General features: G+C 42.9%; 22 protein-coding genes. 4 read left to right on the forward strand and 18 right to left on the reverse strand.

Annotated features, from left to right (window positions below; genetic code table 11):
* Positions 1–104: 104 nt before the first annotated feature.
* The 5 genes from MAS10914_RS0103325 to psbO form a co-directional block, all read right to left on the reverse strand.
* Positions 105–2,486 (reverse strand): hypothetical protein, encoded by a 2,382-nt coding sequence (locus tag MAS10914_RS0103325; protein ID WP_017314481.1) that lies wholly within the window; start codon positions 2,484–2,486, stop codon positions 105–107.
* Positions 2,487–3,456: 970 nt separating this feature from the next.
* Positions 3,457–3,711, reverse strand: coding sequence for a hypothetical protein (locus tag MAS10914_RS0103330; RefSeq protein WP_017314482.1), 255 nt, complete (start codon positions 3,709–3,711; stop codon positions 3,457–3,459).
* A 2-nt stretch (positions 3,712–3,713) separates the two neighbouring features.
* Entirely contained in the window at positions 3,714–4,649 is a 936-nt protein-coding gene (locus tag MAS10914_RS0103335; protein WP_017314483.1) for a hypothetical protein, read from the reverse strand.
* Between the two features lie 165 nt (positions 4,650–4,814).
* Positions 4,815–5,591 carry an RNA polymerase sigma factor SigF gene (locus MAS10914_RS0103340; RefSeq protein ID WP_017314484.1) on the reverse strand — a complete coding sequence of 259 codons (777 nt, stop codon included), beginning with the start codon at positions 5,589–5,591 and terminating at the stop codon, positions 4,815–4,817.
* 792 nt (positions 5,592–6,383) lie between these two features.
* Positions 6,384–7,217 (reverse strand): photosystem II manganese-stabilizing polypeptide, encoded by an 834-nt coding sequence (gene psbO, locus MAS10914_RS0103345; RefSeq protein WP_017314485.1) that lies wholly within the window; start codon positions 7,215–7,217, stop codon positions 6,384–6,386.
* 826 nt (positions 7,218–8,043) lie between these two features.
* Between psbO and MAS10914_RS0103350 the strand changes: the two genes are divergently transcribed.
* Positions 8,044–8,394, forward strand: a complete 351-nt coding sequence (locus tag MAS10914_RS0103350; RefSeq protein WP_017314486.1) for a hypothetical protein — start codon at positions 8,044–8,046, stop codon at positions 8,392–8,394.
* Positions 8,395–8,529: 135 nt separating this feature from the next.
* On the opposite strand, the gene MAS10914_RS33875 is transcribed toward MAS10914_RS0103350, so the two are convergent.
* On the reverse strand, positions 8,530–8,667 hold the full coding sequence (locus MAS10914_RS33875) for a hypothetical protein (RefSeq protein ID WP_156818081.1): 138 nt from the start codon (positions 8,665–8,667) through the stop codon (positions 8,530–8,532).
* A gap of 467 nt (positions 8,668–9,134) precedes the next feature.
* On the opposite strand from MAS10914_RS33875, the gene MAS10914_RS0103355 reads away from it, so the two are divergent.
* Positions 9,135–9,971, forward strand: coding sequence for a cell division protein FtsQ/DivIB (locus MAS10914_RS0103355; RefSeq protein WP_017314487.1), 837 nt, complete (start codon positions 9,135–9,137; stop codon positions 9,969–9,971).
* A 219-nt stretch (positions 9,972–10,190) separates the two neighbouring features.
* On the opposite strand, the gene MAS10914_RS33880 is transcribed toward MAS10914_RS0103355, so the two are convergent.
* Positions 10,191–10,469 carry a hypothetical protein gene (locus tag MAS10914_RS33880; protein ID WP_156818082.1) on the reverse strand — a complete coding sequence of 93 codons (279 nt, stop codon included), beginning with the start codon at positions 10,467–10,469 and terminating at the stop codon, positions 10,191–10,193.
* A gap of 1,021 nt (positions 10,470–11,490) precedes the next feature.
* Here MAS10914_RS33880 and ftsZ point away from each other — a divergent pair.
* Complete coding sequence (gene ftsZ, locus MAS10914_RS0103370; protein ID WP_026082307.1) at positions 11,491–12,780, forward strand: cell division protein FtsZ; 1,290 nt, start codon at positions 11,491–11,493, stop codon at positions 12,778–12,780.
* A gap of 237 nt (positions 12,781–13,017) precedes the next feature.
* Here ftsZ and MAS10914_RS0103375 read toward each other — a convergent pair whose 3' ends face one another.
* From MAS10914_RS0103375 to hflX, 5 genes are all read right to left on the reverse strand, one after another.
* Positions 13,018–13,233 (reverse strand): hypothetical protein, encoded by a 216-nt coding sequence (locus MAS10914_RS0103375; RefSeq protein WP_017314491.1) that lies wholly within the window; start codon positions 13,231–13,233, stop codon positions 13,018–13,020.
* Complete coding sequence (gshB, locus tag MAS10914_RS0103380; protein ID WP_017314492.1) at positions 13,230–14,195, reverse strand: glutathione synthase; 966 nt, start codon at positions 14,193–14,195, stop codon at positions 13,230–13,232. The genes MAS10914_RS0103375 and gshB overlap by 4 nt, the downstream gene beginning before the upstream one ends.
* A 135-nt stretch (positions 14,196–14,330) precedes the next feature.
* A complete protein-coding gene (gene grxC, locus MAS10914_RS0103385) occupies positions 14,331–14,603 on the reverse strand; it encodes a glutaredoxin 3 (RefSeq protein WP_026082308.1) in 273 nt (90 codons plus the stop codon).
* Between the two features lie 564 nt (positions 14,604–15,167).
* Positions 15,168–16,097: a cistern family PEP-CTERM protein gene (locus MAS10914_RS31970; RefSeq protein WP_017314494.1), complete on the reverse strand. Its 930-nt coding sequence runs from the start codon at positions 16,095–16,097 to the stop codon at positions 15,168–15,170.
* A gap of 689 nt (positions 16,098–16,786) precedes the next feature.
* Positions 16,787–18,529, reverse strand: a complete 1,743-nt coding sequence (gene hflX, locus MAS10914_RS0103395) for a GTPase HflX (RefSeq protein WP_071599791.1) — start codon at positions 18,527–18,529, stop codon at positions 16,787–16,789.
* Between the two features lie 170 nt (positions 18,530–18,699).
* Between hflX and MAS10914_RS0103400 the strand changes: the two genes are divergently transcribed.
* Positions 18,700–19,329, forward strand: a complete 630-nt coding sequence (locus MAS10914_RS0103400; protein ID WP_017314496.1) for a Uma2 family endonuclease — start codon at positions 18,700–18,702, stop codon at positions 19,327–19,329.
* Here the strand turns inward: MAS10914_RS0103400 and MAS10914_RS0103405 are convergent.
* The 6 genes from MAS10914_RS0103405 to cofG form a co-directional block, all read right to left on the reverse strand.
* A complete protein-coding gene (locus tag MAS10914_RS0103405; protein ID WP_017314497.1) occupies positions 19,326–19,655 on the reverse strand; it encodes a type II toxin-antitoxin system PemK/MazF family toxin in 330 nt (109 codons plus the stop codon). The two genes, MAS10914_RS0103400 and MAS10914_RS0103405, sit on opposite strands and share 4 nt — an antisense overlap.
* Positions 19,633–19,854, reverse strand: a complete 222-nt coding sequence (locus tag MAS10914_RS0103410) for a hypothetical protein (RefSeq protein WP_017314498.1) — start codon at positions 19,852–19,854, stop codon at positions 19,633–19,635. The genes MAS10914_RS0103405 and MAS10914_RS0103410 overlap by 23 nt, the downstream gene beginning before the upstream one ends.
* A 49-nt stretch (positions 19,855–19,903) precedes the next feature.
* Complete coding sequence (locus tag MAS10914_RS0103415; RefSeq protein WP_017314499.1) at positions 19,904–21,289, reverse strand: tetratricopeptide repeat protein; 1,386 nt, start codon at positions 21,287–21,289, stop codon at positions 19,904–19,906.
* The gene (locus MAS10914_RS0103420) at positions 21,270–22,622 is read right to left on the reverse strand and encodes an ATP-binding protein (RefSeq protein WP_026082310.1); all 1,353 of its coding nucleotides are present in this window, start codon (positions 22,620–22,622) and stop codon (positions 21,270–21,272) included. The genes MAS10914_RS0103415 and MAS10914_RS0103420 overlap by 20 nt, the downstream gene beginning before the upstream one ends.
* Positions 22,623–22,773: 151 nt before the next feature.
* Complete coding sequence (locus MAS10914_RS31425) at positions 22,774–23,028, reverse strand: hypothetical protein (RefSeq protein WP_071599873.1); 255 nt, start codon at positions 23,026–23,028, stop codon at positions 22,774–22,776.
* A gap of 19 nt (positions 23,029–23,047) precedes the next feature.
* A complete protein-coding gene (gene cofG / locus MAS10914_RS0103430) occupies positions 23,048–24,061 on the reverse strand; it encodes a 7,8-didemethyl-8-hydroxy-5-deazariboflavin synthase subunit CofG (protein ID WP_017314502.1) in 1,014 nt (337 codons plus the stop codon).
* Between the last annotated feature and the right edge of the window lie 49 nt (positions 24,062–24,110).

A 24,110-nucleotide genomic window follows, 5' to 3' on the forward strand; every position in this document is an offset into this window, starting at 1 on the left:
ATTCTAAAGATTTTTAACACAGTAAGAATTTATAGGAGTGTCAAGGGTTGGATAATATTTCAATTCAAAATTTCAAAATTCACATGCTTACCTACACGCCTAGATTAAATACCTAAAAGTTCATCTAGCTGCAAGGTCGGTAAGTCTGGAGGAACCACACTCCGGTGGATAGTGACTTTGTGGCTTTCCTGTTGAGTCACCATGTCCACAGCTATTGCTTCCAAGCGAATTTCTAAACAGCCAAAAGGAATATTGATGTGAGTTATCTCTTCCATCCCTCCACAAGAGTTAGGTAGTAAATTTGTTAACAAGCGCGGACCTTCCAGCAACCAGCGAGTTTGGCAATCCTCAACCCATAACTTCACAGCCACCTGAGGATACACTTGCGCTAACTGCACGCTTACCCTAATAGATTTTCCAGAGATAAGTTCGCCTGGTAGCAAATGCAGTTGCGGAACTGATAACGGTTCAGTGATTTCTGCAACTACAGGTAAACACACAGAGACATCTGATACTGATTCTTCTTGCTGTTTGGAAGATTGGTTTTTGAAAGGTTCGACTTCGGCTTCATCGAATGTCTCATCTACGACAATTTCCTGTGCTAACCAAGCTGACGATGTCCTACGATGAGGGGGGAGAGGAGGTGATAAGGGAGTTATTTCTTCCTCTACTGCTTGTGGTTCCTCTGCTGTTTGTTGTACCTCTATCTCCTTCTGTATGTTCTCTATGTCCCCGTGTCTATGCATCTGCGTGTTAATCTCTTCAGGTATCTGTTCTTGGCTGGGGACTGTATAGGTATCGTAATCCTGGTTTTGCAAATTGATAGGTTCAGGCAAGGAGTAGCCTTGAGTATGCATCCACTTTCTAATTAAGGGGGATATGTTGGAGCTACCTGTGGTGATTAATTCAGAAGTACGGGGAATAACTAATTCGACAAACGATGTGTCTTGGGATTGTGCATCCTCTGCGACTGATTGAGCTGCATCTTCATTGAGAATCTCAGTTGAATGCTGCTGGGAATCAACAGGTGCATGAAAGTCGAACATCTCTGGTGTATTGCGCTTGATAAATTCTGTTTCATCTGGCAATGCTTTTAGTCGTCTCAAGTAGGGAAAAGTCGTGCCTATACTCGTTACGTGACTAACAGCAGTGACAGTGACAGTGGTACCCCTATATGAACTCTCCAACTTGGAAGGAGATTCTGAAACAACAGCAGCAGGGCTAATCATCTTATTTTGGCGTTGAGCAAACCTCGGTAATTGAGGTGAAATTGCTGCTGATTTACGCAGTGATTGCGGGTTAATTCTCGGTGGCAGGGATTTTTTTGGAGATGGATGTAACAGAAGCGACCGAGCTTTTTTTGGAGTTTTTACCAGATTGAAAAGTTTTAAATCTAGAGGAATGGATGGTTTTTTGGTTGCTGAAGTAGCAAGCGCTGCAGAAGGTACTGGTGCGTCTTTTAACGTATCTGGTTCACTCTTATTGGCTGCCGCACTGATTGCCAGTAATTCTGTGACATCCGCTGTAATTGAGAAAGACTGGTTAGCTAACAGTATGGCTTTACCACCAATTGTGAGGATGCCATACAAACTGATTTCCCCCAAAATCAGCTTAGATTCACAATCAACAGGAATCTCTATCGAAGATCTGATACTAAATGGTATTAACTTTTCTGGTAAGGATTGCCGGATTCGCCTGATGATTTTAGAACCTTGGGGTGAGCGCAATTCTATTCTTATTTCTCCTCCGTAGACTCTTTCATAGTTTGGTGTTTGACCCAGATCCAAATTCGTCGCTTCTTTTTGCTCCACAGATCCATTAATGGTGAGAGTTTGTCCCCAACGAGCAATGTAGATTTCTTCTTTAAGTTTCAGCACAAGCAGTGGCTCTGGAAAATCTGCCGCAGCATCCTCAAGAGTTTTGTCATCTTCCACCGGCAATTCACAAGGAGGTAAAGCAACCTCTATTAAGTTATGTAAAATTTGTTCTACTGTCTCACCTTTTAACCAGACTGGGCTAATCGGCTGCTCAATAATAGCTGCTTGTTTAGGTAATTCATCGGTAAAGACAGGTAATTCCTCTTGGTTCTCCTGTCCCCATCTGCCCGTATCCCCTCGTCCCACCTGCTCCGTAGTGACCTTAGGTAGGACTTGCAACTGGACACTATGTTGCCAAGGTTTACCGAGAAAGTCCGACATTAAGTCGCCGGAACAACGTAACTCCCAAACTCCTGGCTTGAGGTAGGTAAAGGGAATGACTGCTATTAAGCCTTCAGAGTTTGTGCGACGCGATCGCTTTTGAATTCGCCGCTTCGGTGGAAGCTCCAAGGTTGAACTGTGAGTGACCCGCACTTCCACATCTATGTTAGTAAGTTTAGAGCGAGCTACAACTCTATACCGACCTTCTATAATTTCCACATTTGGCGATTCCAAGGGACGCCAAGAGCGCTCGCCCTGTTTCTGTATCAGAAATTGCCAGTGTTCCATTGTGAGTGATGCAAGAGACCGTAGCGCGGATCTCGTTGTATTTGAATTATCTTGCTTGCCAGTTTAACTCAACACACTACCCAAAGTGTTGTTTCGGATTTAACATTAGGCAAGATTAAGATTCGGTTTTAGTTGACTTCTGTCACTTCCCCCAAGAGCGTGAAGCGAAGTTTAATGCGTCGCCATGTGTTGAGGGAAAAGTTATTTGACCATAGCGGCAAATTATTTGTCACTCGTCACTCAACCCTCGTAGGCTTGGCTTCAAGCAGTTGTTATATTTACTCACAGCACTTTTTTCTATCTTGGATGTCGCAATTCATCTCACCGTTACAGGCTTCGCCTTAAGGGTGAGATGAATTGCGACCAATAAAAAACATGGCTTCGCAATACCTTGGTGTAGTAGAATATACTTGCCACCAAAAAAGTTAGGGTTAGGCAAGATTGGTGTTTCTCCACCAGACAACTCGCATCACCAAAAAGAAATACCTGATGAACAGGGGGGTCGAATGTTGTGAATCAGACAAACGATACATCAGAATAAGTATTTTGTGACTGCGGTCGGGCAGCCCGTGGTAGTAAAACAGATGCTTGTGGAGGGGAATCTGTCGGGGTCAGTGCCTGTGGGAGAGCTTTTAACTCGTTATACCACAGTGGGCTAGAAAAACCTGTTGAAGCAAGAATCTCCCTTCACAGGCGAAGCCTTGAAGGTGAGAGTGTCAATAACCAACGTTTGTAATATTTCTGGCTAAAAGGTTGCTAGAACCGTAACCAAGACGCGTAAAACTAGCCCCAGTAAATCTACACTCAGATGATGTGCCAGTTTAGGTGCGGAATGTAGGTTGAATCCATTTCCACTAAGTTGAGCTAAACGCCAAGCTTGTGTTTAGTAGGGCTTTTTACAAGATTTCAGTAAAGTTACTTCAATCCAACAAATCTCCAGTAAGGGTCTTATTCAGGAACTTGATATTAACTAAAGTCGTCCAGTAATGTAGCGATTGCGATAGTAAGTCAAAATTTGCTGCACCCGTTGCCGACTTTGGGCGCCAAAGTTTGGAGTGTACTCAATCCACAAACCGCTAATTTGGCTCTGGTTGTAATCAAACTGTTCGGAGGTCTGGGGAATTAAGGTCACTTCCACCCCTTCTACTTGAAGCAAATGAGCTGCTATCTCCCGATAAGCAGCTAAAGGTAAACCAGCAAATTCAATTTTTTCTTTTGTCTCCATCTTTAACTAGCTCCGCCTGGAATAGGATTTTGGGGTGGTACTGTCAAAGAAACAGAATTTCCCCCAGAAGCTGCGGTTGATGGCGTTTGGGTAGCAGATCCTTCCCCTACCATTCTGGCAACTTCCATACCATATTGTTCCAGAATCACGACAGGTTCGGAGCCTTCATTCATCTCAATCCGTTTAATTAGCACTCCATTTGCCAGTCGTTGTCCTGCCTGTACATACCGACTGGTTGGCTCATTTGGTACTTTGATAATTGCTTGGGGTTCTTTGTTAAGGAGAACAACACCAGACACAAAAACTGTTCTGGCTAACTCTGGTTGCGGTGGTGGTGGTAATACAGATGCTAAAGCAGGGCTGGCGATAACTTGGGGTAAGACTTTAGGCAGTACAGGATTAAAGCGACGGTTGGCATTACCTTTAACAGATGCGATTGCCTTGGGCACTGTACTCCGCGCAATCCTTGTTTTGTTGACTCTGGGCTTTTGTTGATTTAAAGAGTTTCTCCTTGTAGCAGATATTGCTGTGGTCTGTGTCCTCTGAGGGACTGATAGAGGAGGCAACTTAGGAACGGGTCTTGCTACCACATTCGGATTCGTTACTCCAATGGAATATGGTCTCACAATTTCTGCAAACGGGTCATTCCGACCTTTTGACACGATACCTACTCGTTCTGTAGCATTCGTTGGTTGAATCAAGTTAGCAGTTGTCATAGAAGCAACTGGTGAAGTCTGTTTGGCAGACACCACAGGGTTATTAAAGGGTTGATTTGTGACTTTTTTATTAGCAGACACCACAGGGTTATTAAAGGGCTGAGTCGCTGCAGGCGTGTTGGTAGACGTAAGATTACTAGATTGTTGATCACCTTCTGAGGAACAGGAGGCGATCGCCAAAGCCAAAATGGCTGCTATTGCAATATTTGAATTTCTGCCCATGAGCTGTTCTCAAAAGCTATGTAAAATTTGCTTGTCGAAGTCAATATGCTTGAAATGTACATCCTATGAGAAGTCTCATACTTTTATAACCTAACTTTCCGCATTGCCAAGATTTTTTAAACACTGTAGCTTTGAGTCAGATTCCGAGTTGACTAAGTTTTACCGTTAATCTTCTGCCATACACATTAAGTCTTTGAGCGAGTCTAGCCCTTTCTTGACCCTACGGGAAACCGTAACTACACTTATACCAAGGAGTTCTGCCACTTGTTTTTGCGTTAAATCATGTAAAAACACAAATTCCAAGACTTCGCGGGTGCGTTGTTCTAACTGCACCAGTGCTTGTTGCAGGCGAATTTGGTCTTCTTGCGCCAGTTGAAAGCTGCGATAGTGATTATCCGGAACGAGTTCTCCTAATAAAGTTGAACCTTCTTCGCCATCCTGGACTGGTACATCAAGGCTTAAGGGAGCGCGGTTAGACCATGCTAATTTAATTTCCTGCCATTCTTCTAGGGAAATTGCCAATGCTGCTGCTAACTCAGAGTCAGTAGGTTGGCGATTGTATTTTTCCCGCAAAGAACGCGAAACCCCGATTGCTTGCTGTTGCAGCGCTAACCAACGTCGGGGAATTCGCACGGTGACACCTTTATCTCGAAGATAGTGTTGAATTTCACCGCGAATATAAGGAATGGCAAAGGAACTGAAGGCATGCCCCTTGGAAATTTCAAATCTTTCTATCGCTCGAATTAAACCCAAACAACCTACTTGGAGTAAGTCCTCGTAGCTTTCATGGCATTGATTAAGCCAGTAGTGAGCTTCTTTTCTCACAAGTCCAAAATTAAGTTTCACCAGTTGATTGCGAACATCAGCACAGGGAGATTGCTGATATTCTCGCAACAACTGCCAAATCTCATGCTTCAGTTCATTGATGACTGTGGTAGGCATAGCACCGGGTTTCTTGGTCAAATAAACAGCACAATACTCACTTTTAAACCAAGCTGCGTTGCACTTATAAGTCAGCTTGTTGCAGCGTAACCGTTAGATGGTGAACGCAGCAATTTTACGGGTAACAGACACGTCAAGACCCTCTGGGGAGCTTTCCGCAAGGTAGCGGACTTGCACCAGATACAGTGTTAACGAACGTCACTCATCGCCCTATATAACTGAGAAGTTCCTGTGGCAGAGCAAAAATTTTGTGCTGGAAATAATTACCACAAGTGATTGACAATGCAGCTTAATTTAAATTGGAGGGAGGTCTTTTGTTTTTTAGTTAAGTTTTCGGTATGTCCTGTAGTTTCTTTCAAACTACATAGAAATAAAATAAAAAATTTATGCCTGAATGATAAACCGCAATTGTACTGAATTAGAGTAGTTAATACAGCAGTGAACTCAGTAGAGATTAACGTAAAATACAAACTATCTTGCTGAATGACAAACAGGTAATCTTAGGGAAAACACTTAATATTAAAGATGTGACCTATACCGCTTTATAATTAAAAATCTAAATTTAAGAGAGTAAAAATATTCACATGAGCCGATAAAAAGGGAGAGACGCCTTTTGTGGTAATTCAGTAGATGGTCAGCAGTTCTACCAGTAAACCACATACGGACAGAGGTAACTCCAAAACCTCCTTTCAGACACTAGCCTGTCAGAGGGCGAGGAGTTACCTCTTAGAATTAACTTAATAAACGCGATAGCAGATCTGAGTACCACTCAGTTGCAGTCAAAAGAAGAATCTAGACACGATCCGGTTCTACACGAGCGTAGAACAGACCGCGAACCTTGACTTCCTCCGGCTCTTTAGCACCTAAGTCGGTATCTGAGGGCTGTTCGCTCTCGAAAGTCCCTGCAATTTCACCAGTAGAGTTATCTATTTTCGCTACTTGCAGAGAGATTTTGCCTTGGAGAACTTCAGCCCGCTTAACGTTGGCGTTCTTCAGTTCCTCATCATCAGATTGGGCAGGGAGAGCCACAGCGTTATCATATCCACTGGTAACACCGCGACCTTTGGGGTCGAGGAAGGCAGCACCACGATAGGAGGGGACTCTGTAGGAACCTTCAAAGTCAGTTGAGGTGTTAATGCTGGTCAAGCCAGGTTGTGTTTGAGCCACCAAGCCTTTAACGGTAAACAGGAAAGGTATGCTTTCCCCACCAGGCAGTTTGACTGTAATGGCTTGGAAGTCAAAGCCATCTCGTTCCACAAAAGTGAGACTACTATCTGGATTGACTTTTAAATCGCCGCTGATTTGATCCAAGGAGTAGGTGCGGCGAGTCAACAATTTGCCGGCAACATATTCTGCTTCTTGCCGTTTATTAATGGGTTCTTCTTTCACAAAGAATTGGGTGGGTTCTAAGCACAGTTCTTTTATGGTGTAGGACTGGCTAGCATCGATGGGGATCGAACCACGACTTGTTTCTGCCAGTACGGGACATTTGACAGCCAAGCCAGTACCTCTAATCTGCTCGTAAGTCAGGAACTCTGTACTCGTCGATGATGGACCTTCACTACAAGCAGTAAGTAACCCCAGGCATAAAGTCAAGAGTGCAACAATTAAAGCGCGAAACCTCATGGTTAACCTCAATGTCAAAAATTAGTATTTAACTTGAAAAACTGCACTGAAGCTTTGATAAGCGGAAGCCCCTGCTCAAACTTCTTGTTGCTAAACGTTTTTAAACGTGTCGCTTCTTTTAGCCTGAAGCTTTAAACCCCAAGCTCCCCTGCCTGCGGCATCAGTTGGGATGCATGGTTAAAGGGTGGTAAAAGAACCAGCAGTTTTACATACAGCCCATCATTTTATGGGGAAATCAAGCAGAGCATCAGCCAGATCATACGATTTTTTTTAACTCAAAATCAAAGCGTTCTGTTGTTGACCCACGAAACCGGGATCGCATCTAGCTAAACCGGAGGCTTTTCTATCGGTCACAGCTTTTTGATATCAGTTGTAAGAAGTGGAACTGTAGCCCTACAGGTAGTTATGCAGGAATTTAGACTACTCAGGTTTAGTATTTTACAAGCTTCTGCCTTTTAAAGATGGATGCGCTCAACACTAGAGTCACTACCCTGCTGTTAACTAGTTATTCACATTTGCTGGTAACATAGATGTTTAAAATGTATCAAGTTTTGCTATGGATACAGAGACTAAAATCATGACTCTACCTTCAATAGGCTAATCAATAGCGGGAGGCTAGGAGGGTAGTGAGTCTTTGTATCCCCAACCTACTCGCCAAAATCAGACACTCGCAAAAATCTATTTTCTGTTGAGATATGCAAAGAAATTTGTCACAGCAACGCCTCATAAATCAATTAAACTTTTCAACGTAAGGTTGACTGGTAATTAGTGAAAGCAAAAAACTCCGGTAAATTTGATTAGACCTGATTGGCAGGGACAGGAGGGTATGAGCAACGACAAAAAACTAGAGTCAGCGAAATTGTCTAGTACACTGCAAGCAATCGCATCTGCGGTATATGATGCAGCCCAAGATTGTCAAGAGGATGCTAAAGCTCTTTTAGCCTTACTGCGACAGTTGGAGCAGTTACACCGACAGATCCGAGATGGGGCTTTTCAAAAAAGTTTGCCCGACAACCGTCAAGCCCTCTACTCACTGCTTCGCGATATTGAGGCTGAGGGAGGCTGGCCTTATATTGAGCGTATGAGACTGCAAGCCTTTTTAACAAAATTGGAGCAAGAGGCGGCTAGTGAAAACAGCAGTGAGGTTTTGGAAAACGATAGTTCGTTGAGTTGCTAATACTAAATTTTGGATTTTAGATTTGGAATGAGGAATTGTTAGTTGTTTTTTATTGGTTGTTCTTGACCACGAACTACTAATATTACCAATCCCCATGACCAGCCCTAAAGATTCTGGTTCCCTTGATGCGATTGCTCAAAGTGCAGTGCCTCGCCTTCTATGTCCTATCCCTTCAGGACGCTGCGCGTTAGCGTAGCGTCTTTGCTCTTGAGAAGGCAATCGCTTAGATGCTAAGGGACGCACATCGACTAGATCCAAGTTATCGATAATCACTATTAGTCCTGGTTATTTAGTTATAAAAGTTACCAGCAACCACAAAAACTGGTACATTTTTTTGTTGATTTGCTGAAGGGCGCAAAATATCGATTGGTAAAATCGGCTAGTATAACAATTTCTACCTTGACAGCTTCCTGATACACTCTGTGTTCAACAATTGAATAAGTAGTATGCAGATATCAAATAATTTGTCAATACTAGGGTTGTAGCTTTTTAAAGTGAGAAAAGGTTGCCATAACAAAGTCAAAAGGCTACATTCAATATGCGAAACTTCGATACAAACTCTAATAGTTAAGAATCATGTCCCTACAATTCTGATGGGCTTTATATAGCTGCTGTAAAGTTTTACTAAAAGTGAAAAAATTCTTTTAGAGAGCAGGTCTACCTAGCTGACAGCGTTTACTAAAATTACATAATGGTACGAGCACAACAAAGACTTGGACTGAAAATGTAGAAGGGTTTGAATGGCTGGCATTGTATCGATTTCCCGTGCAGATATAGAAGGGCGCCGTAAGAAATTACGTCAAAGGCGACAGATAAAAATTATCCAAGGGATTTGGCAAACCATTGCTGTGAGTTCGTTGGCTGGAGGTTTGTTGTGGATGGCAACCCAACCGATTTGGGTCTTAAAAACTCCCAAAGATCTTGCGATTTCAGGCAATCACTTACTTTCTGACGAAGCGATTCAGTCACTGCTCGTGCTCTCCTATCCCCAGTCTTTATGGCGGATAGAACCTCATAGGCTTGCCGAATCTCTAGAACAGCAATCGACTATTGCACAAGCAACTGTCAGTCGTCGCCTCTTTCCACCTGGGTTAATAGTCCAGATTAACGAACGAGTACCTGTAGCGATGACCCAAAATTACCGGGAGCAACAAAATACTGACACTGGTAACAATAAAGCCTCTGTGGGGTTACTAGATGCAACTGGTGTTTGGATACCTCTGGAAAAATATACATCACTCAATCCCAGCTTAAGATTACCCAGTCTCAAGGTTGTTGGCTCGCCAGAGCAGTACCGCCCCTATTGGACTCAACTTTATCAAGCTCTTAGCCAGAGTTCTGTTAACGTCATGGAAATTGATTTTCATGATCCAACAAATTTAATTTTGAAAACAGAACTGGGAAACATACATCTTGGGGCACCAAGTTCCCTATTGCTAGAAAAAATTAAGGTAATGGCACAAATGCGCCATTTACCAGCAAAACTCAATCCTAATCAAATAGAGTACATTGATCTGAAAAATCCAGACCTTCCATTAGTACAAATGAACCAAAAAAATAACAACTTAACTCCCTAACTCCCTAAAAAGATTTGGTGTATTTGATGTATAAAACACACTTAATTAATAAAGAAGTTTTATGCTAATAAATATACAATTTTTTTGTATTTTAGTAACCCAAGTAAAAATCGGCCTTAACTTCTAATTAAAATGGGAGGAATAATCATAAAAACTTCTATTTGGGAGTAGAAGCAAAGCTTATTGTTACCCTAACATCTAATGATGGGGTGCAAGATGTTAGACAATTTGATGATGGCGTCTGGGTTGGAAAACGCTTGTTGCCTGCTTAGCATTCGACTGAAGGCACACCCGATAGCCGTAAGGCGTGGCGTCAGCCATAGGGGTTTTCCTCCGCTGGTGACTGCTGAAAAGCTCTCCCGGCATAAAGCAAGTGGCGTCAGGTAACTGGCGTTGGCGCAACCTCTGGGGAGGAGATACCCGTAAGCGCAGAGCGCACACTAGGTGTTGGCGCAGCCTGTCCTCCGGACTTACGCCGTAAGGCGTGGCGTCAGCCATAGGGGTTAGCCCGACCTAGCCAACTACGTTCACCATATCTCCTGCGGAGACGCTACGCGAACGCAAAGCGTGTCCTTGGAACATAGGTGTGCCCAAGGTATACCCAAAGAGCTTGCCATAGGTAAAATCCTGCTGCAACGAGCGTGGAGGATAGTGCAACCCAAAGGCAGAGGCGGCTTCCAGTCGATTCCTCTAGACGCCCATAAATAATTGTAGTAGCGCAGAGTAAAACTCTTCTTGAGGCAAAGGTAGACTTTTTCGGTTGTAAAGTGTCCCTTCTATAGAGGCGAACCTAACAACAACCCAACTAGGGTGTACCATTACTTAACCAACAATTTCTTAATTATCTGCAGTTTAGAGATAGGTAAGTAGAAGATCAATTTTGTCTCTTAAATGGTAAATACTATTGCCCAAATCTTTGTAACAGACGAGACGCACCACGATGCGTCTTTACAAGTTATGCAATTATTTCAGGATCTTGTGTACAGAATTTCTTGTTTTCAGCACTTGTGTATACGTAATCACTTAAAATTACTCCGAGGGAGCGATTTTGAAGGAGGAAAGAATTGGTTTTACCAGTGGTTGGGATATTTATATCATTTAAATTTATACCATAAATCTATGTGTGGGGCGGATAGCGAAAAAAAACCAGTGGCCCCAGTTGTAAAATGAATATCCCATGTCAGTCACTAGCCCAAACACGGAGATATTATTGGGGATACCAACGGTGTACTGAGCCAAATCAGCAAAATAGCAGTGAAGATATTAATGTCTGGTGGAAGTTATACAGGTCGATTTTAGGTGAATATAGGTATACTTCACTAGAATTAGCTGTATGACTGGGTGCCTGAATGGTTTACCCAATAGCAAACTTTCGCACCTCCAATCCTCTTTGGGCTGGAAGTAGAAAGAACAATAAACAAAAATGCCATAGATTATGGCAGCGTCAGCGTCAAACTATAGTTGACTCCTAGGTGAATAACACCTTAAAAAGTCGTTTATCTACATGCTCGCAACTCCGATGACACTTGATAATAACCAAGGGCTTACCTATAAAAACTCCCAATCTCCCGGACAACAGGGGGTTTCGCTGGCAATCAACTCCACTAATCCCTTTAATAATGCTGGGATAAACTACGGACAAAATCACGATAGTAAGAAGATTCCCGGCGAAGAAACTCGAATGGGTGACATTGTTCCAGGTCGGGTCGCCAATATCAAAGTGATTGGCGTGGGTGGTGGCGGTAGCAATGCTGTTAACCGCATGATTGCTTCTGATGTGACAGGAGTGGAATTTTGGTCAATCAATACTGATGCCCAAGCGCTCACCTTGGCATCTGCTCCCTGTCGCTTGCAAATTGGACAGAAGCTAACACGGGGTTTAGGAGCTGGTGGCAATCCTGCTATTGGTCAAAAAGCAGCTGAGGAATCACGAGACGAGATTGCCAAAGCTTTAGAGGGTGCCGACTTAGTGTTTATCACCGCTGGTATGGGAGGGGGTACTGGTACTGGTGCAGCCCCTGTTGTTGCCGAAGTCGCAAAAGAAATGGGTGCTCTAACTGTGGGCGTGGTCACACGTCCATTTATCTTTGAGGGGCGTCGCCGCATCAGCCAAGCAGAGCAAGGCATTGAAGGTCTAAAAAGTAGGGTGGATACGCTCATCATCATCCCCAACAACAAACTGTTGGAAGTGATCCCAGAGCAGACGCCGATGCAAGAAGCTTTTCGTTATGCAGATGATGTGCTGCGCCAAGGGGTACAAGGTATTTCAGATATCATCACGATCCCTGGTTTGATCAACGTTGACTTTGCCGATGTGCGAGCTGTTATGGCGGATGCTGGCTCGGCGTTGATGGGGATCGGCATTGGTTCAGGAAAATCAAGAGCCAGAGAAGCGGCGATCGCTGCCATTTCTTCACCGTTATTAGAATGTTCCATTGAAGGCGCAAGAGGTGTTGTCTTTAACATTACTGGTGGCAGCGACCTCACTCTACATGAAGTGAATGCCGCTGCGGAAACAATTTATGAAGTCGTTGATCCCAACGCCAATATTATTTTTGGAGCGGTGATTGATGACAGGCTCCAAGGTGAGGTAAGACTTACCGTAATTGCCACGGGATTTACAGGTGAAGCACAAGCCGCACCAACCCAAAACGCTAACCAACCACGGGTTGTCTCCCCACAACAAACAAGACGACCAATGCCACAGCCACCAGCGGCTCATCCTCCAACGCCTGTTGCGGAACCTAAAGAAAAACCAGGATTGGATATACCGGATTTTCTACGCAACCGACGTACACCTCGTAATTAAGAAATGATGAATTATGAATACAATCAGGCTGAAAAATTTTATACGACTCATCATCCACAACTTATAATTGGAGGGTTTTGCCATCTACTGGGGTGAGCAGTATTGTTATCCCTGATGATTCCAACACGTAACTAAACTCGTTTAGGTCACTGACAGACTAAATTAATTTGGGCTAGAGTTCGCTTCTTTGGATATCCGCCACTGCATTTGGTACAAAAAAGCGGGGGCGGAAAGTTTTCACGGTTCTACCTGACCAGGGTGAATGTCGATTCCTGGTACTTCTGTAATTTCCAACTTGTTTGCAACCATATAGGTTTGCCAGGGTGCTTGGGAAATTACACGGGTATAAGCCAAACTTCTAACTACTGGTGTTGCTACTGGTGAATCCATTCTCAGGATACTAGGGTCTAACTGTGCCAGTTTGGGTTTATGGCAATGGTTGTGATTGATCATTTTTTTGCTTGCTCGATCCATTGAATGACCTGATGACCAAGGCGAGTGCCGTCTAGTCGGTCTATCTCGCGCACTCCGGTGGGACTGGTGACGTTAACTTCGGTAAGATAACCACCTATTACATCGATACCGACAAAAATTAAGCCATCTTTACGTAGATCTGCGGCTATTTGAGCGCAAATTTCATGTTCTCTTGGAGTGATTTCGGTTTGGGCAACTGTACCACCAGCAGCCATGTTATTGCGAAATTCACCATGGGCAGAAAGGCGGTTGACGGCGCCAATGGGTTCACTGTTGAGTAAAATAATCCGCTTGTCTCCCTCCTTCGCTTCTGGTAAATAGGTTTGTACCATAACTGGCATTCGACCTTGGAGGGTACTGAGTTCAACTATAGAGTTGAAGTTGCGATCGCCCGGTTCTAAAATTAAAATCCCTTCTCCTGCTTTGTTACCCAGTGGTTTGAGTACCGCTCTTTCCTTGGCTTCTACAAATTGCCGGATCAATTGCTTATCAGCGGTGACGAGGGTTTCTGGAATGACTTTGGTAAATTGGAGGGCATACATTTTTTCGTTTGCCGCTCGGATACCTGAAGGACTGTTAATGACCAAGGTTTTGTTTTGGTCAATGTAGTCCAGAATGTAGGTGGAGTAGAGATAAGGGACTGTGACTGGTGGATCTGTCCGCATGAAGACGGCATCCATTGTTTCCAGGCAAAGGGCGGTGCGATTGCTCAACTTGTACCAAGTATTCACCGCCAGGTAACGTCCTTCCACCAACTGCACTGGTACAAGTTCCACTCTTTCTAGGACTGCCCAAGCTTTCCCCTCTACGACACTAAGTAGATTGGCTTGAGTTACCCAAATTTCATGTCCTAAAATTTGCGCTGCTTCCATGAGAGCAACGCTGGTATCGTGACACGGGTCAAGCTGATGGATGGGATCAATAATAAAAGCCAGTTTCACGCTTTCTGCCTCAATTGCCAGGAAATTCCAAGGTTGTTCAATTTTGATTATCCCTTTAAGAGTTATGAGTTACTATTCCTAACTCCTCACTCTTAACTTTTTTCCTTGCTTTTCAGTCTTGACTTTTGCGTAAACCTAAACATTGTTGGTAGATGCTAGTAGCTCATCCAGCTTGCCTTGAGCTTCTAGAGCATAAATATCGTCACAACCACCAATGTGATGGTTGTTAATGAAAATTTGCGGCACAGAACGCCTGCCATTTGCTCTTCGAGCCATTTGACTGCGTGCAGCCTCATCTCCATCAATGCTGTATTCGCTGAAATTCACTCCCTTTCTCGTCAGCAAATTTTTGGCACGGATACAAAACGGGCAAGTTCTCCACGTGTAAATTTCTACTTTTGGAGCCATAACATCCTCAACTTTCATTAATGTTTCTTAATTTTAAGATAATGTTGTTGTTGGCTGTCGGTGCTTGTCCCGTCTTTGCTCATCCTTAATTAGGTGCTAACTGAATTGATACAAAAAGATAAAAAAGGTTCTGGCAGGGCTAACAAACAGCACCTTTATTTTCCTTTTTTTTGTATTTTATAACACTTATTCAAATCCGTATTTATAAAGTATCCACTCGTCCGCCTGCTATTCAAAGACAAGGTAATTCAAGGGAATACTTTACCTGTCATTATTATATGTCCTTATGGAATGAACTGATAATATTGCAGTAACAAAACCTATAACTTCAGGGATTCTACTGAGAATTTTTAAAGATTAGAAGTTATTACCAGCATCTACGGAGAATAATTGTGTAAATTTTTTAGCTCAGGCTAACCATGAGGGAGCCAAGCTTGTTGCTTAGATATTACTTGCGGAAATCAACACCCTCATTTGATTTAGTTTCACAAATGCCTACTGCTTGAAAAAACAGACCAGAAGTGCATAAGCACTTCTGGTTCCAAATTTCAGCCTAATAAATACTTAGCAGTGTTGTTTAGCTCTGGGGGAAATGCTTTTTGTTTTTTTCATGACTACCAACGCACCCACAGCAAATAAACCGAGGGCAGCACTTGTACCAGGCTCAGGCACCTGTTGAGTCTGATTATATGTTCCTCGACCTGTGCCACTGTCACCGTTGAAGCCGTTACCGTCAATACTTTGATAGCGTACGCCGAAGTTACCTAAAGCAAATGAGTTAACAGCATTCTCAAAAGCAAGGGTGAAGGAAAAGTTACCAATACCATCATTGGTACTAATACCTCCATTGCTTCCTCCCTGACAGGTATTGCCGTTGGTGAAGCATACATCAATATCACCAAATTGATTGGGGAATGAGCCGCTGCGATCATTGCTAAAAAGCCCAGATACCCTTGTGTTTCCGGAACCACTTGGATCTCCGATGCCTACTAAAGAAAGTTGATTAGTAGAATTCAAGTCAGAGTAAACGTTAAAACCCAAGGCAGAAGTTCTAGATGTAATGCCATCACTAGATGTGTTATCTAGAGCGACATCAAAAGTTGCCTCATTACCAGCGAAATTTTTCAACGTAAAGAGTGCTGTAGACGAGAGTCCAGAAACATTTTGCTCGTTCACATTCCCGTCAAAGTTAAACTGGAAAGTCTTACCAATATCGCTGGATGTGAACTCTAGAAGTGGTAAGGGTCTGGTTGAAGTTTTCGAACTGCCACCAGGACTGTTGCTTGTTGTGGTATCGCTACCGGAACTAGCACTATTTGAATTGCCGCCTTCATTATTGTTGCTACTGGAATTGTTGGTTGTTGTGGTACCGCTAGTATCAACTGTTTTGCCACTAGATTTAGCTGAAGCTGAGGGAGCAAAAGTTAGACAATAAAGTCCGACTAGAGATGCTGTAGATATTCCAAAAACTAATTTTGACAAACGCATAGACATCTTATTTTTTTCCTTTTATTTAGTAACCAAACATTCAAGAATCTTCTATATATATTCTGTTTGGCTGTTTCTCCAATTATCTTGCCTAGCCTTGGAAATCGCCTTATTTATGGGCACATTTTAGTCATATCTTTATTTATTTTGCTGTTGTATAATATCTTTATATTTCAGCTTTTTTATAGATAAAAAATATAAAAATAATAAGTAAAAAACAGATAAAGTACTGAGAAAATACTGATACTTAAAGATTTCTTTTGAAGAACGTTTCCCAAAAAGGTCATTATTATTGGAAATGTATATCTCTTCCTTGGTAGGTTTCAAGAAGAAGCATTTAGTCCAATACTGTTCAGTTAAGGATTATTTGTGGAGATTTCATACGTGTAGAGACGTTGCAGTGCAACGTCTCTTGCATTGGTTATCGTTGAACAAATTTTCTGATCTGAAGCGTATCCGTATTTAGTCGGTTTCATTCAATAAAGTTGACCAGACGCGAAATTTCGCGTCTGGTCACAAACTAACAACTTATTCACTTGCAGATAATACAGCAGAATTCAGAACTCAGAACTCAGAACTCAGAAGTAAAAAGGGCTTTCTGTCTGGCTTTTAGACGACAGCGTTGTACTTCATTTACTTGCAAGGTGCTGTAATTGTGCAAGTTTATGTTTATTTAGTTGGAAAAGCCTACGTACTTACCCATAGGAAGCAGCATATTGAACCAGTTGACCGAGACGCTGGCGTAAGGTTTCTAATCCTAAACGCTTACTTGCAGAAATAAACACCGCTAGGGGAAACTCTTCCTGCGCTAATGCTAAAGTGTCGCTACCCGCTTCATCAATCTTGTTAAAGACAACCAGCGCTGGACCAGGAGTGACTGGCATTTGTGCCAAAATCTCCCTAACTGAGCGAATATGACTCAGCCAAGCAGGATGAGACAAATCTACCAAATGCAGCAGGGCATCGGCTTCTGTGACTTCCTCTAAAGTGGCGCGGAAGGCATCCATTAAAGATGCGGGCAATTCGTGAATAAACCCTACTGTATCCGTCACCAGAATCTCTTGGGGTTCACCCATCTCGCCGTGGGGAACAACTAGGCGGCGTGTGGTGGGGTCGAGAGTGGCAAATAACTGGTCTGCTGTGTAAACTTCAGCATTAGTCAGAGCATTCAGCAAGGTAGACTTGCCAGCGTTGGTATAACCAACAATAGCCACTGAGGGAACTTCCTGATGTTGTCGCCGCTGGCGCAACCGTTCCCGATGTGCCTGTAGTTGGTTGACTTCTTGTTGCAGTCGGGAAATACGTCGCCCAATAGCACGGCGTTCTGTTTCTAGTTTTGTTTCACCAGGACCTCTTGTACCAATACCACCCCCCAGCCTAGACATTGCCTGACCTCTACCAGTTAGTCGCGGTAGCATATATTCTAGCTGTGCGAGTTCAACTTGTAATTTACCAGCACGAGACTGAGCGCGTTGGGCAAAGATGTCCAAAATCACTTCGGTACGGTCAACCACCCGGACACCAATTTGCAATTCTAAATTACGGACTTGAGCGGGTGAGAGGTCACGGTCAAAGACCACAAGATTTGCTCCCAAAGTTTGGGCGGCTATGGCGATTTCTTGCACTTTACCTTCACCAACGACTGTCTGAGGATGAATGCGCGATCGCTTTTGCCACATCATCTGCAATACTTCTCCGCCAGCAGTCTCCACCAATCGTCCCAATTCTTCCAAAGTGTCTTGGAATTGTTGAGCAGTTATATCTTCAGTCATCACTCCTACCAGGAGGACGCGCTCATGGTCAGCGTCTACCTCTTGGGCGACAAATTCCCGTCGAAACTCTGCTTCCAGCCCTTCGACTAAATCCATGAAGTCCTGCTTTGTCAGCATATCCAGGCTCATCGGCGGCGATACGCTCCAGCTCGTATATGGGAGGTTACTCTTTTGTTCTGTCAACGCCAGAGTTGTGATGAGGGCGCGAGCGTCTTGGGGTGTCAGGTGAGCTAAGTAAGCTTCCTTGACATAGCCAGTCGCACCACCGCCCCGTCGTTGAAATCCCGAGCCGGTAATGTTTAGCATAACCAGAGCGTCCAACCGTTGCAGTGCCATAGCCGTCAGCGCCGTTTCATTAGGCGGTTCTGGCTTCAAGTGAGTGGCGATGCAACGAATACCGCTCAATCGTTCTGCGCCATAACGGGGCAATTCCAACGGTGGAATTTGCGTTTGACGCGGCGTACCTACCCCTACACGGATCACTTGTCCGCGACGGTTGAGGTAGGCACATACCGGCTGATTGATTTCAGTGCTAATTGCTGCCAGTCGCTGGGAAAACTCGGGCGTTGTGATGCGATCGCCCGGTATGCGCTGGTGATACAGTCGCTGTAATTGCTTCAGCTGACTTGACTTTAGACCTTGGAGATTACCGAAGATAGTCTCTATAAGCGTCTATGACCAGTTAAATGGTCCCCCGAATCCTGCTTTTTCTATTTTATATCACTGTTTTTGTGTCTAAACTCATACTTAAGATAGATGCTTTTGGATTCACTGCTTTCAAAGTTTTTCTATGACGCTATGTTTTTTTATAGTATAAGCCTGTACCCAATAGAGCAATGGTAACGACACGCATTTTTTCAGACCAAAGAGTTGTCTTGAGAAACATCAGCTGGCAGACCTTTGAAACCATGCTAGCAGAAATGGGAAATGACCGAGCCTCCCGAATGGCTTACGACAGAGGTACGCTGGAAATTATGACTCCACTCTTGCCTCATGAGTATTGTAAGTGCGTGCTTGAGCTATTGATTTTTGTTCTTGGGGAAGAGTTGAATTTAGAAATTTTTCCTACAGGTTCCACGACTCTTAAACGTAAAGATTTGCGGTGTGGAGCTGAACCCGATAGCAGCTACTATATCTGGAATGAAGCACGGGTGAGAAACAAAACAGCAATTGACTTGAATAATGATCCGCCACCTGACTTAGTGGTAGAAGTAGACTTGACCAGTTCATCTCTGGATCGATTCCAGATTTATGCTTCTTTGGGTGTTCCTGAGCTTTGGCGCTATGACGAAGGTGTGCTGCACATTTACCAGCTGCAACAAGGGGAATATGTAGAGTGTAATAATTCACCTAGTTTTGCACAATTGCCTTTAGTTGAAATTCCTCATTTTTTGGAGGAAAGCCAAAGAATTGGGGTGATGGAAATGACGCGAATTTTTCGTAATTGGGTCAGGAAACAGATTTAAAATTGCAGTTTAATATACGTATCCCATACCTGTTTCAACTGCTTTGCATCTGACTCGGAAATCTGACCAATTTTCACGAGCAACAAAGACTTTTCTAGACAGTCCAGTCGAGACAGACGCACAGTTGAAGCAACACGTAGACCACTTGCAGCCCAATCATTAAGCGGTACATCAGTCTGTGTACGTGGTTTGGCAGATGTGACTACTGCTGCAACAACATCATCCCCATCTAACCACAATACGAGTACTGGGCGCTTTTTATAACCGCCACCGCTTGTGAATGGAATATCTGCTACCCAAAATTCACCTGGTTGGATAGTCGTCATAAAGTCCTTCGTCTTCTGGTGCGTAACCTTTTAAAAATGCATCATGGCTACGGGTATTTACAGGTTCTTTTGCTTTTTGTTCGATGGTGATGATCCAGTGTCCTGCACCCACACTTTCAAGTAATGATTCTGGAAGATTCAATTTCTCCCCTGGTTTAAGTTCAATTTCGTAAGTCAAGTTTTTTAGTTCACTTTTCATAGATTTGTTTTTGGTATTTTCATAGTGTTAGTTTGGTTTTGTAACAAAATTAATCGCCTGTGTGCTGTCCTTGAATCAATGCCACAAAGCGCTCATCTTCACGAATACTGTCAAAATCTGATTCATTCTTTGCCCAATCCTGGCATTTATCAGGATTAAGATGAATTGCTTTTTCGAGGTTTTCAATTGCTTGTTCAATGTTACCTTGAAGAGCATAGCAGCGAGCTTTGTTGTACCAAGCCGAATGGTCGTCAGGTTTAAATTTCAGTGCTTGGTCGTAAGATGCGATTTCTTCTTCGTAGCGTCCCAAATTCCCCAGCGCATACCCCCGGTTGTACCAAGCCGAATGGTCGTCAGGTTTAAATTTCAGTGCTTGGTCGAAAGATGCTACAGCTTCTTCGTAGCGTCCCAATTCGTCCAGCGCATTCCCCCGGTTGTTCCAAGCCGAATCGTCGTCAGGTTTAAATTTCAGTGCTTGGTCGTAAGATGCTACAGCTTCTTCGTAGCGTCCCAAATTCCCCAGCGCAATCCCCCGGTTGTACCAAGCCGAATCGTCGTCAGGTTTAATTTTCAGTGCTTGGTCGTAAGATGCTACAGCTTCTTCGTAGCGTCCCAAATTCCCCAGCGCATTCCCCCGGTTGTTCCAAGCCGAATCGTAGTCAGGTTTAATTTTCAGTGCTTGGTCGTAAGATGCTACAGCTTCTTCATTATTTTGTCCAGATACATACAAATTTCCCAATTCAACGAGCAAGTTACCTTTACGACTGGGTGTTTGATGGTCTTCTGCAATGAGTTCTTGAATTTCTAGTATTTTTTGAGTTCTTTCTTGTGGAGTTAAGCTGAGATATTTTTCATAGTTTCCTTGTGAAAAGATATGGGATGACTCTTGCTCCAAAGTTTTTGGATCTATAGGAAATTCAAATAATCCGGAACGCCAGTCAAAAAAGTCTGGTGCGCGGTGAATCAAATATTTAATTGCAAATAGAGGTAGCAGGAAAACAAAACAGATATTAAAGTTGTCTCTAAAACGTTCCCGTTGTTGGTTGAGGTTAATTAAAACTGGTGGTACGCCTTTCCAACTATAGGAATAAATATCTTTACTATTCCAATTTGTCAATCTTTTACATTCTTCATACTTATAAAATGAATGCTCTAAACCTGTAATAAATAAAATATTATTTTTATTTCTCTGATAGTTTTCTTCAATGATCTTATATAAATTATCAACAGGTTCTTTTAAGGACAAAGTTTCTATATTCCTGTCGGCAATATCTTCTTTGACTTGAGCAATCAACTGCTCACCCCTTGCCGGAGAACAGCGCACAAATAATATGCTAAAGCCTTCTATAAAATTGAGAGTGCGGACTAGAGCCTTGTATTCTTCCTCTGGTTCCGGTGGTAAATCTTTATCCCAATCAGTTAGTTCCAAGTTCATCATATGACGGGTAAAGTTCTGTAAAAGCATCCTGAAATTCTGTGATTCCTTTTATCAGGGGATGAATATCATACCAACATTTTATTCCCCCTTCTGGATCTAGATAGCGATATTCCAAAATACAACGCTGAAATAATAAAGCCCTATGCATTTCATCATTATCTATTTGTTTTGAATAATAAACTTTAGCAAGTGCTTGCCATTCGTTAGCATAAACAGTATTACGATAAGTATTTCGTGCTTCGCTAATCGACCGTTGTAAAGCTCTGTTGGGAATGGGCAATCTATCAGTATATTTAATTGCTTCCTTCATTAATAGTAACAAATTTCGCACATGACCCCCACTCATCAAGCATAATTTCTCTAATGCTTCTGGCTGCTCAAATAAATTTCGGATAGAAAGATGAGGGTCAATCTGACTAATCCGTTTTTGCAGCACTTCCATAACTTTATCAATTCCGCGTTGGTAGCTTTGATTGTCAGGAGTTTGCACCATAATCATCGGCAACACTTGAGCATCAGCACCATAAATATCTCGCAAATCTGTAGCGCGGTTAGAGTAGACCATTGAAATTGGCACTGTGTAAATCAAATGGCAATCTAAGGCTTTAAGTTGTTCGCTACGGTCTATAAAAATCTGGTCATGATTGCTACGTCCATCTTCTTGAGATATTGGCACAATGCGATCTAGATTGTCAGCAATCACTACCAGTTGCTTATATCCTGGTGGTAAGTGTTTTTTTGCGTCTGTAATAAATTGATTCAACGCCTCAATCAAAGTTGTTGTATGGGGATTCACTCGCTCTCGTATTTTGTGCCGTGAACTTGGTACTGTTCTCAAATTGGCTGTGATTTTGGCAAATAAGGGAATTTGCTGTTCTATACTTAGAGTCTCTAAAGATATATCAGGTGCAAAATCTTTTAAATCTTGCCAACGGGATTTTAACCAATCCAGCAAAGGTACAGGACTAGCATTATCTTTTAATGCTTCTAGTAAGTGTCGTGTACAAGCTAGGAGAATATCCGTATATTGAGTATCTTCTGGATCAACATCTTGTTCATCAGCAGCAAAATAGACAACAAAGCAACCTTGCTCATCTAAAAATTTCTCGAGTCGCAGCAGTTCAGTGGATTTACCTGCACCGCGATGACCTGCATAAAGTTGACAAGTCATCCTATCTGAGTACAAAATTTCTCTACCGACCTCTACCAAGATATCGCCATCTCCCCGCACTTCCCCACAATCTACATAAGCTGGATCTCCTGCGGGTAATGGTCGAAATGGGTCAAAACTGTTGTATATGCGTTTTAAAGTTGCAAAATCTTGCACCATGAGTTGAACTCTTGTCATTTAGCGCTATATTAACCTGAAGTTTCCAATCTCCCCTTAAAAACGATAAACAAATTAGGAAAGCAAGGTTTTTATATTTGCCTGCGAGTTTCCAACACTCATTCACTAAGTTCTAATACTCGTCTTTGAGTTTTCAACACTCATCCACCCAATTTTCAGACTCGTTCACAAATTTCCAAGACTCATTCATGAGTTTCTGATACTCGCAAGCGAGTTCCAAAGACTCGTTGACGAGTTTCTGATACTCATCCACGAGTTCCAAAGACTCGTTGACGAGGTTTTGATACTCATCCACGAGTTCCAAAGACTCGTTGACGAGGTTTTGATACTCATCCACGAGTTCCAAAGACTCGTTGACAAGCTTCTGAGACTCGTCCGCGAATATCAAACACTCATTCACGAGAGAACTAACAGGAAACGTGAGAATTTCTGCTTCCCTCTTGCACAAGACGAGTTTGGTATAAGCTTTTCCGCCACCACTTAACAGCAGTTTGCAATTCTCCCGATAACCAATTATCAAACTGGGGATAAACTGGTAAACGCGGAACGAGTTCCCATCCAACTGGCTCTAATATTTCTTGCAATTCCTGATAATTAGGATGAGGATAATCAGGATTCACTTCATCTTTTGGTCCAATTCCGCCTAAATCTCTCGCACCAGCTTCTAAACAAGCGAGTAACCATTCGTCATCTTTTACTAAATTCGGCGGTATTTGAATGGTAATATCTGGCGGTAAAATTTGACGTGCGTGAGAAATCACTCTTGGCAGTTGATGAGGGTCAAAAGGTGGCGCGTCAAAAGTTTGCTGATTTCCTGGACTATGAGGTTGCAGGATAACTTCTTGAATGTGCTCATAACGTTGATGAATGTGGCATATGGCTTCTAATGTTTCCCACCAATCGTCTTGTGTTTCGCCAATTCCTAACAGTAATCCAGTGGTAAACGGTATCTTTAATTCTCCCGCCCACTGTAATTGTTGTAGACGCACTTCTGGTAATTTACTCGGTGCGTGTTTATGCACTGTCTTTAACAATTCTGGCGTTAACTGTTCCAACATCAGTCCCATTGAAACGTTAACTTTCTTCAATTGTTGCATTTCCTCAAAACTCAGCGGTCCTGCATTGGTGTGTGGTAGAAAACCCATTGCAAGAGCTAATTCACACAAATCATAAATCCGCTGAAACCACGCCTGACGTTGTTGCGACTGGGGATGCACTTCGCCACTGAGTATCAATATTTCACAAATGTCTTGGCTGTGAAGTGGTTTGAAAAGCTTTTGTGCTTCTGAGATTGTCATCCATTGGCTCTTGCCTGGGTCTGTGCGAAAGTTACAGTAGGCACAGCGATTGAAGCATTCATAAGTTGGAACAATTGTGTAAGCAGGACTGTAGGTGACTTTTCGGGAATGAGAAGTTGGCATAAAACTTGACTTTTGACAAATGAGGTCTTGACGACCCTCACGAGTAACT

It is taken from the genome of Mastigocladopsis repens PCC 10914 (assembly GCF_000315565.1).
GTDB lineage: Bacteria > Cyanobacteriota > Cyanobacteriia > Cyanobacteriales > Nostocaceae > Mastigocladopsis > Mastigocladopsis repens.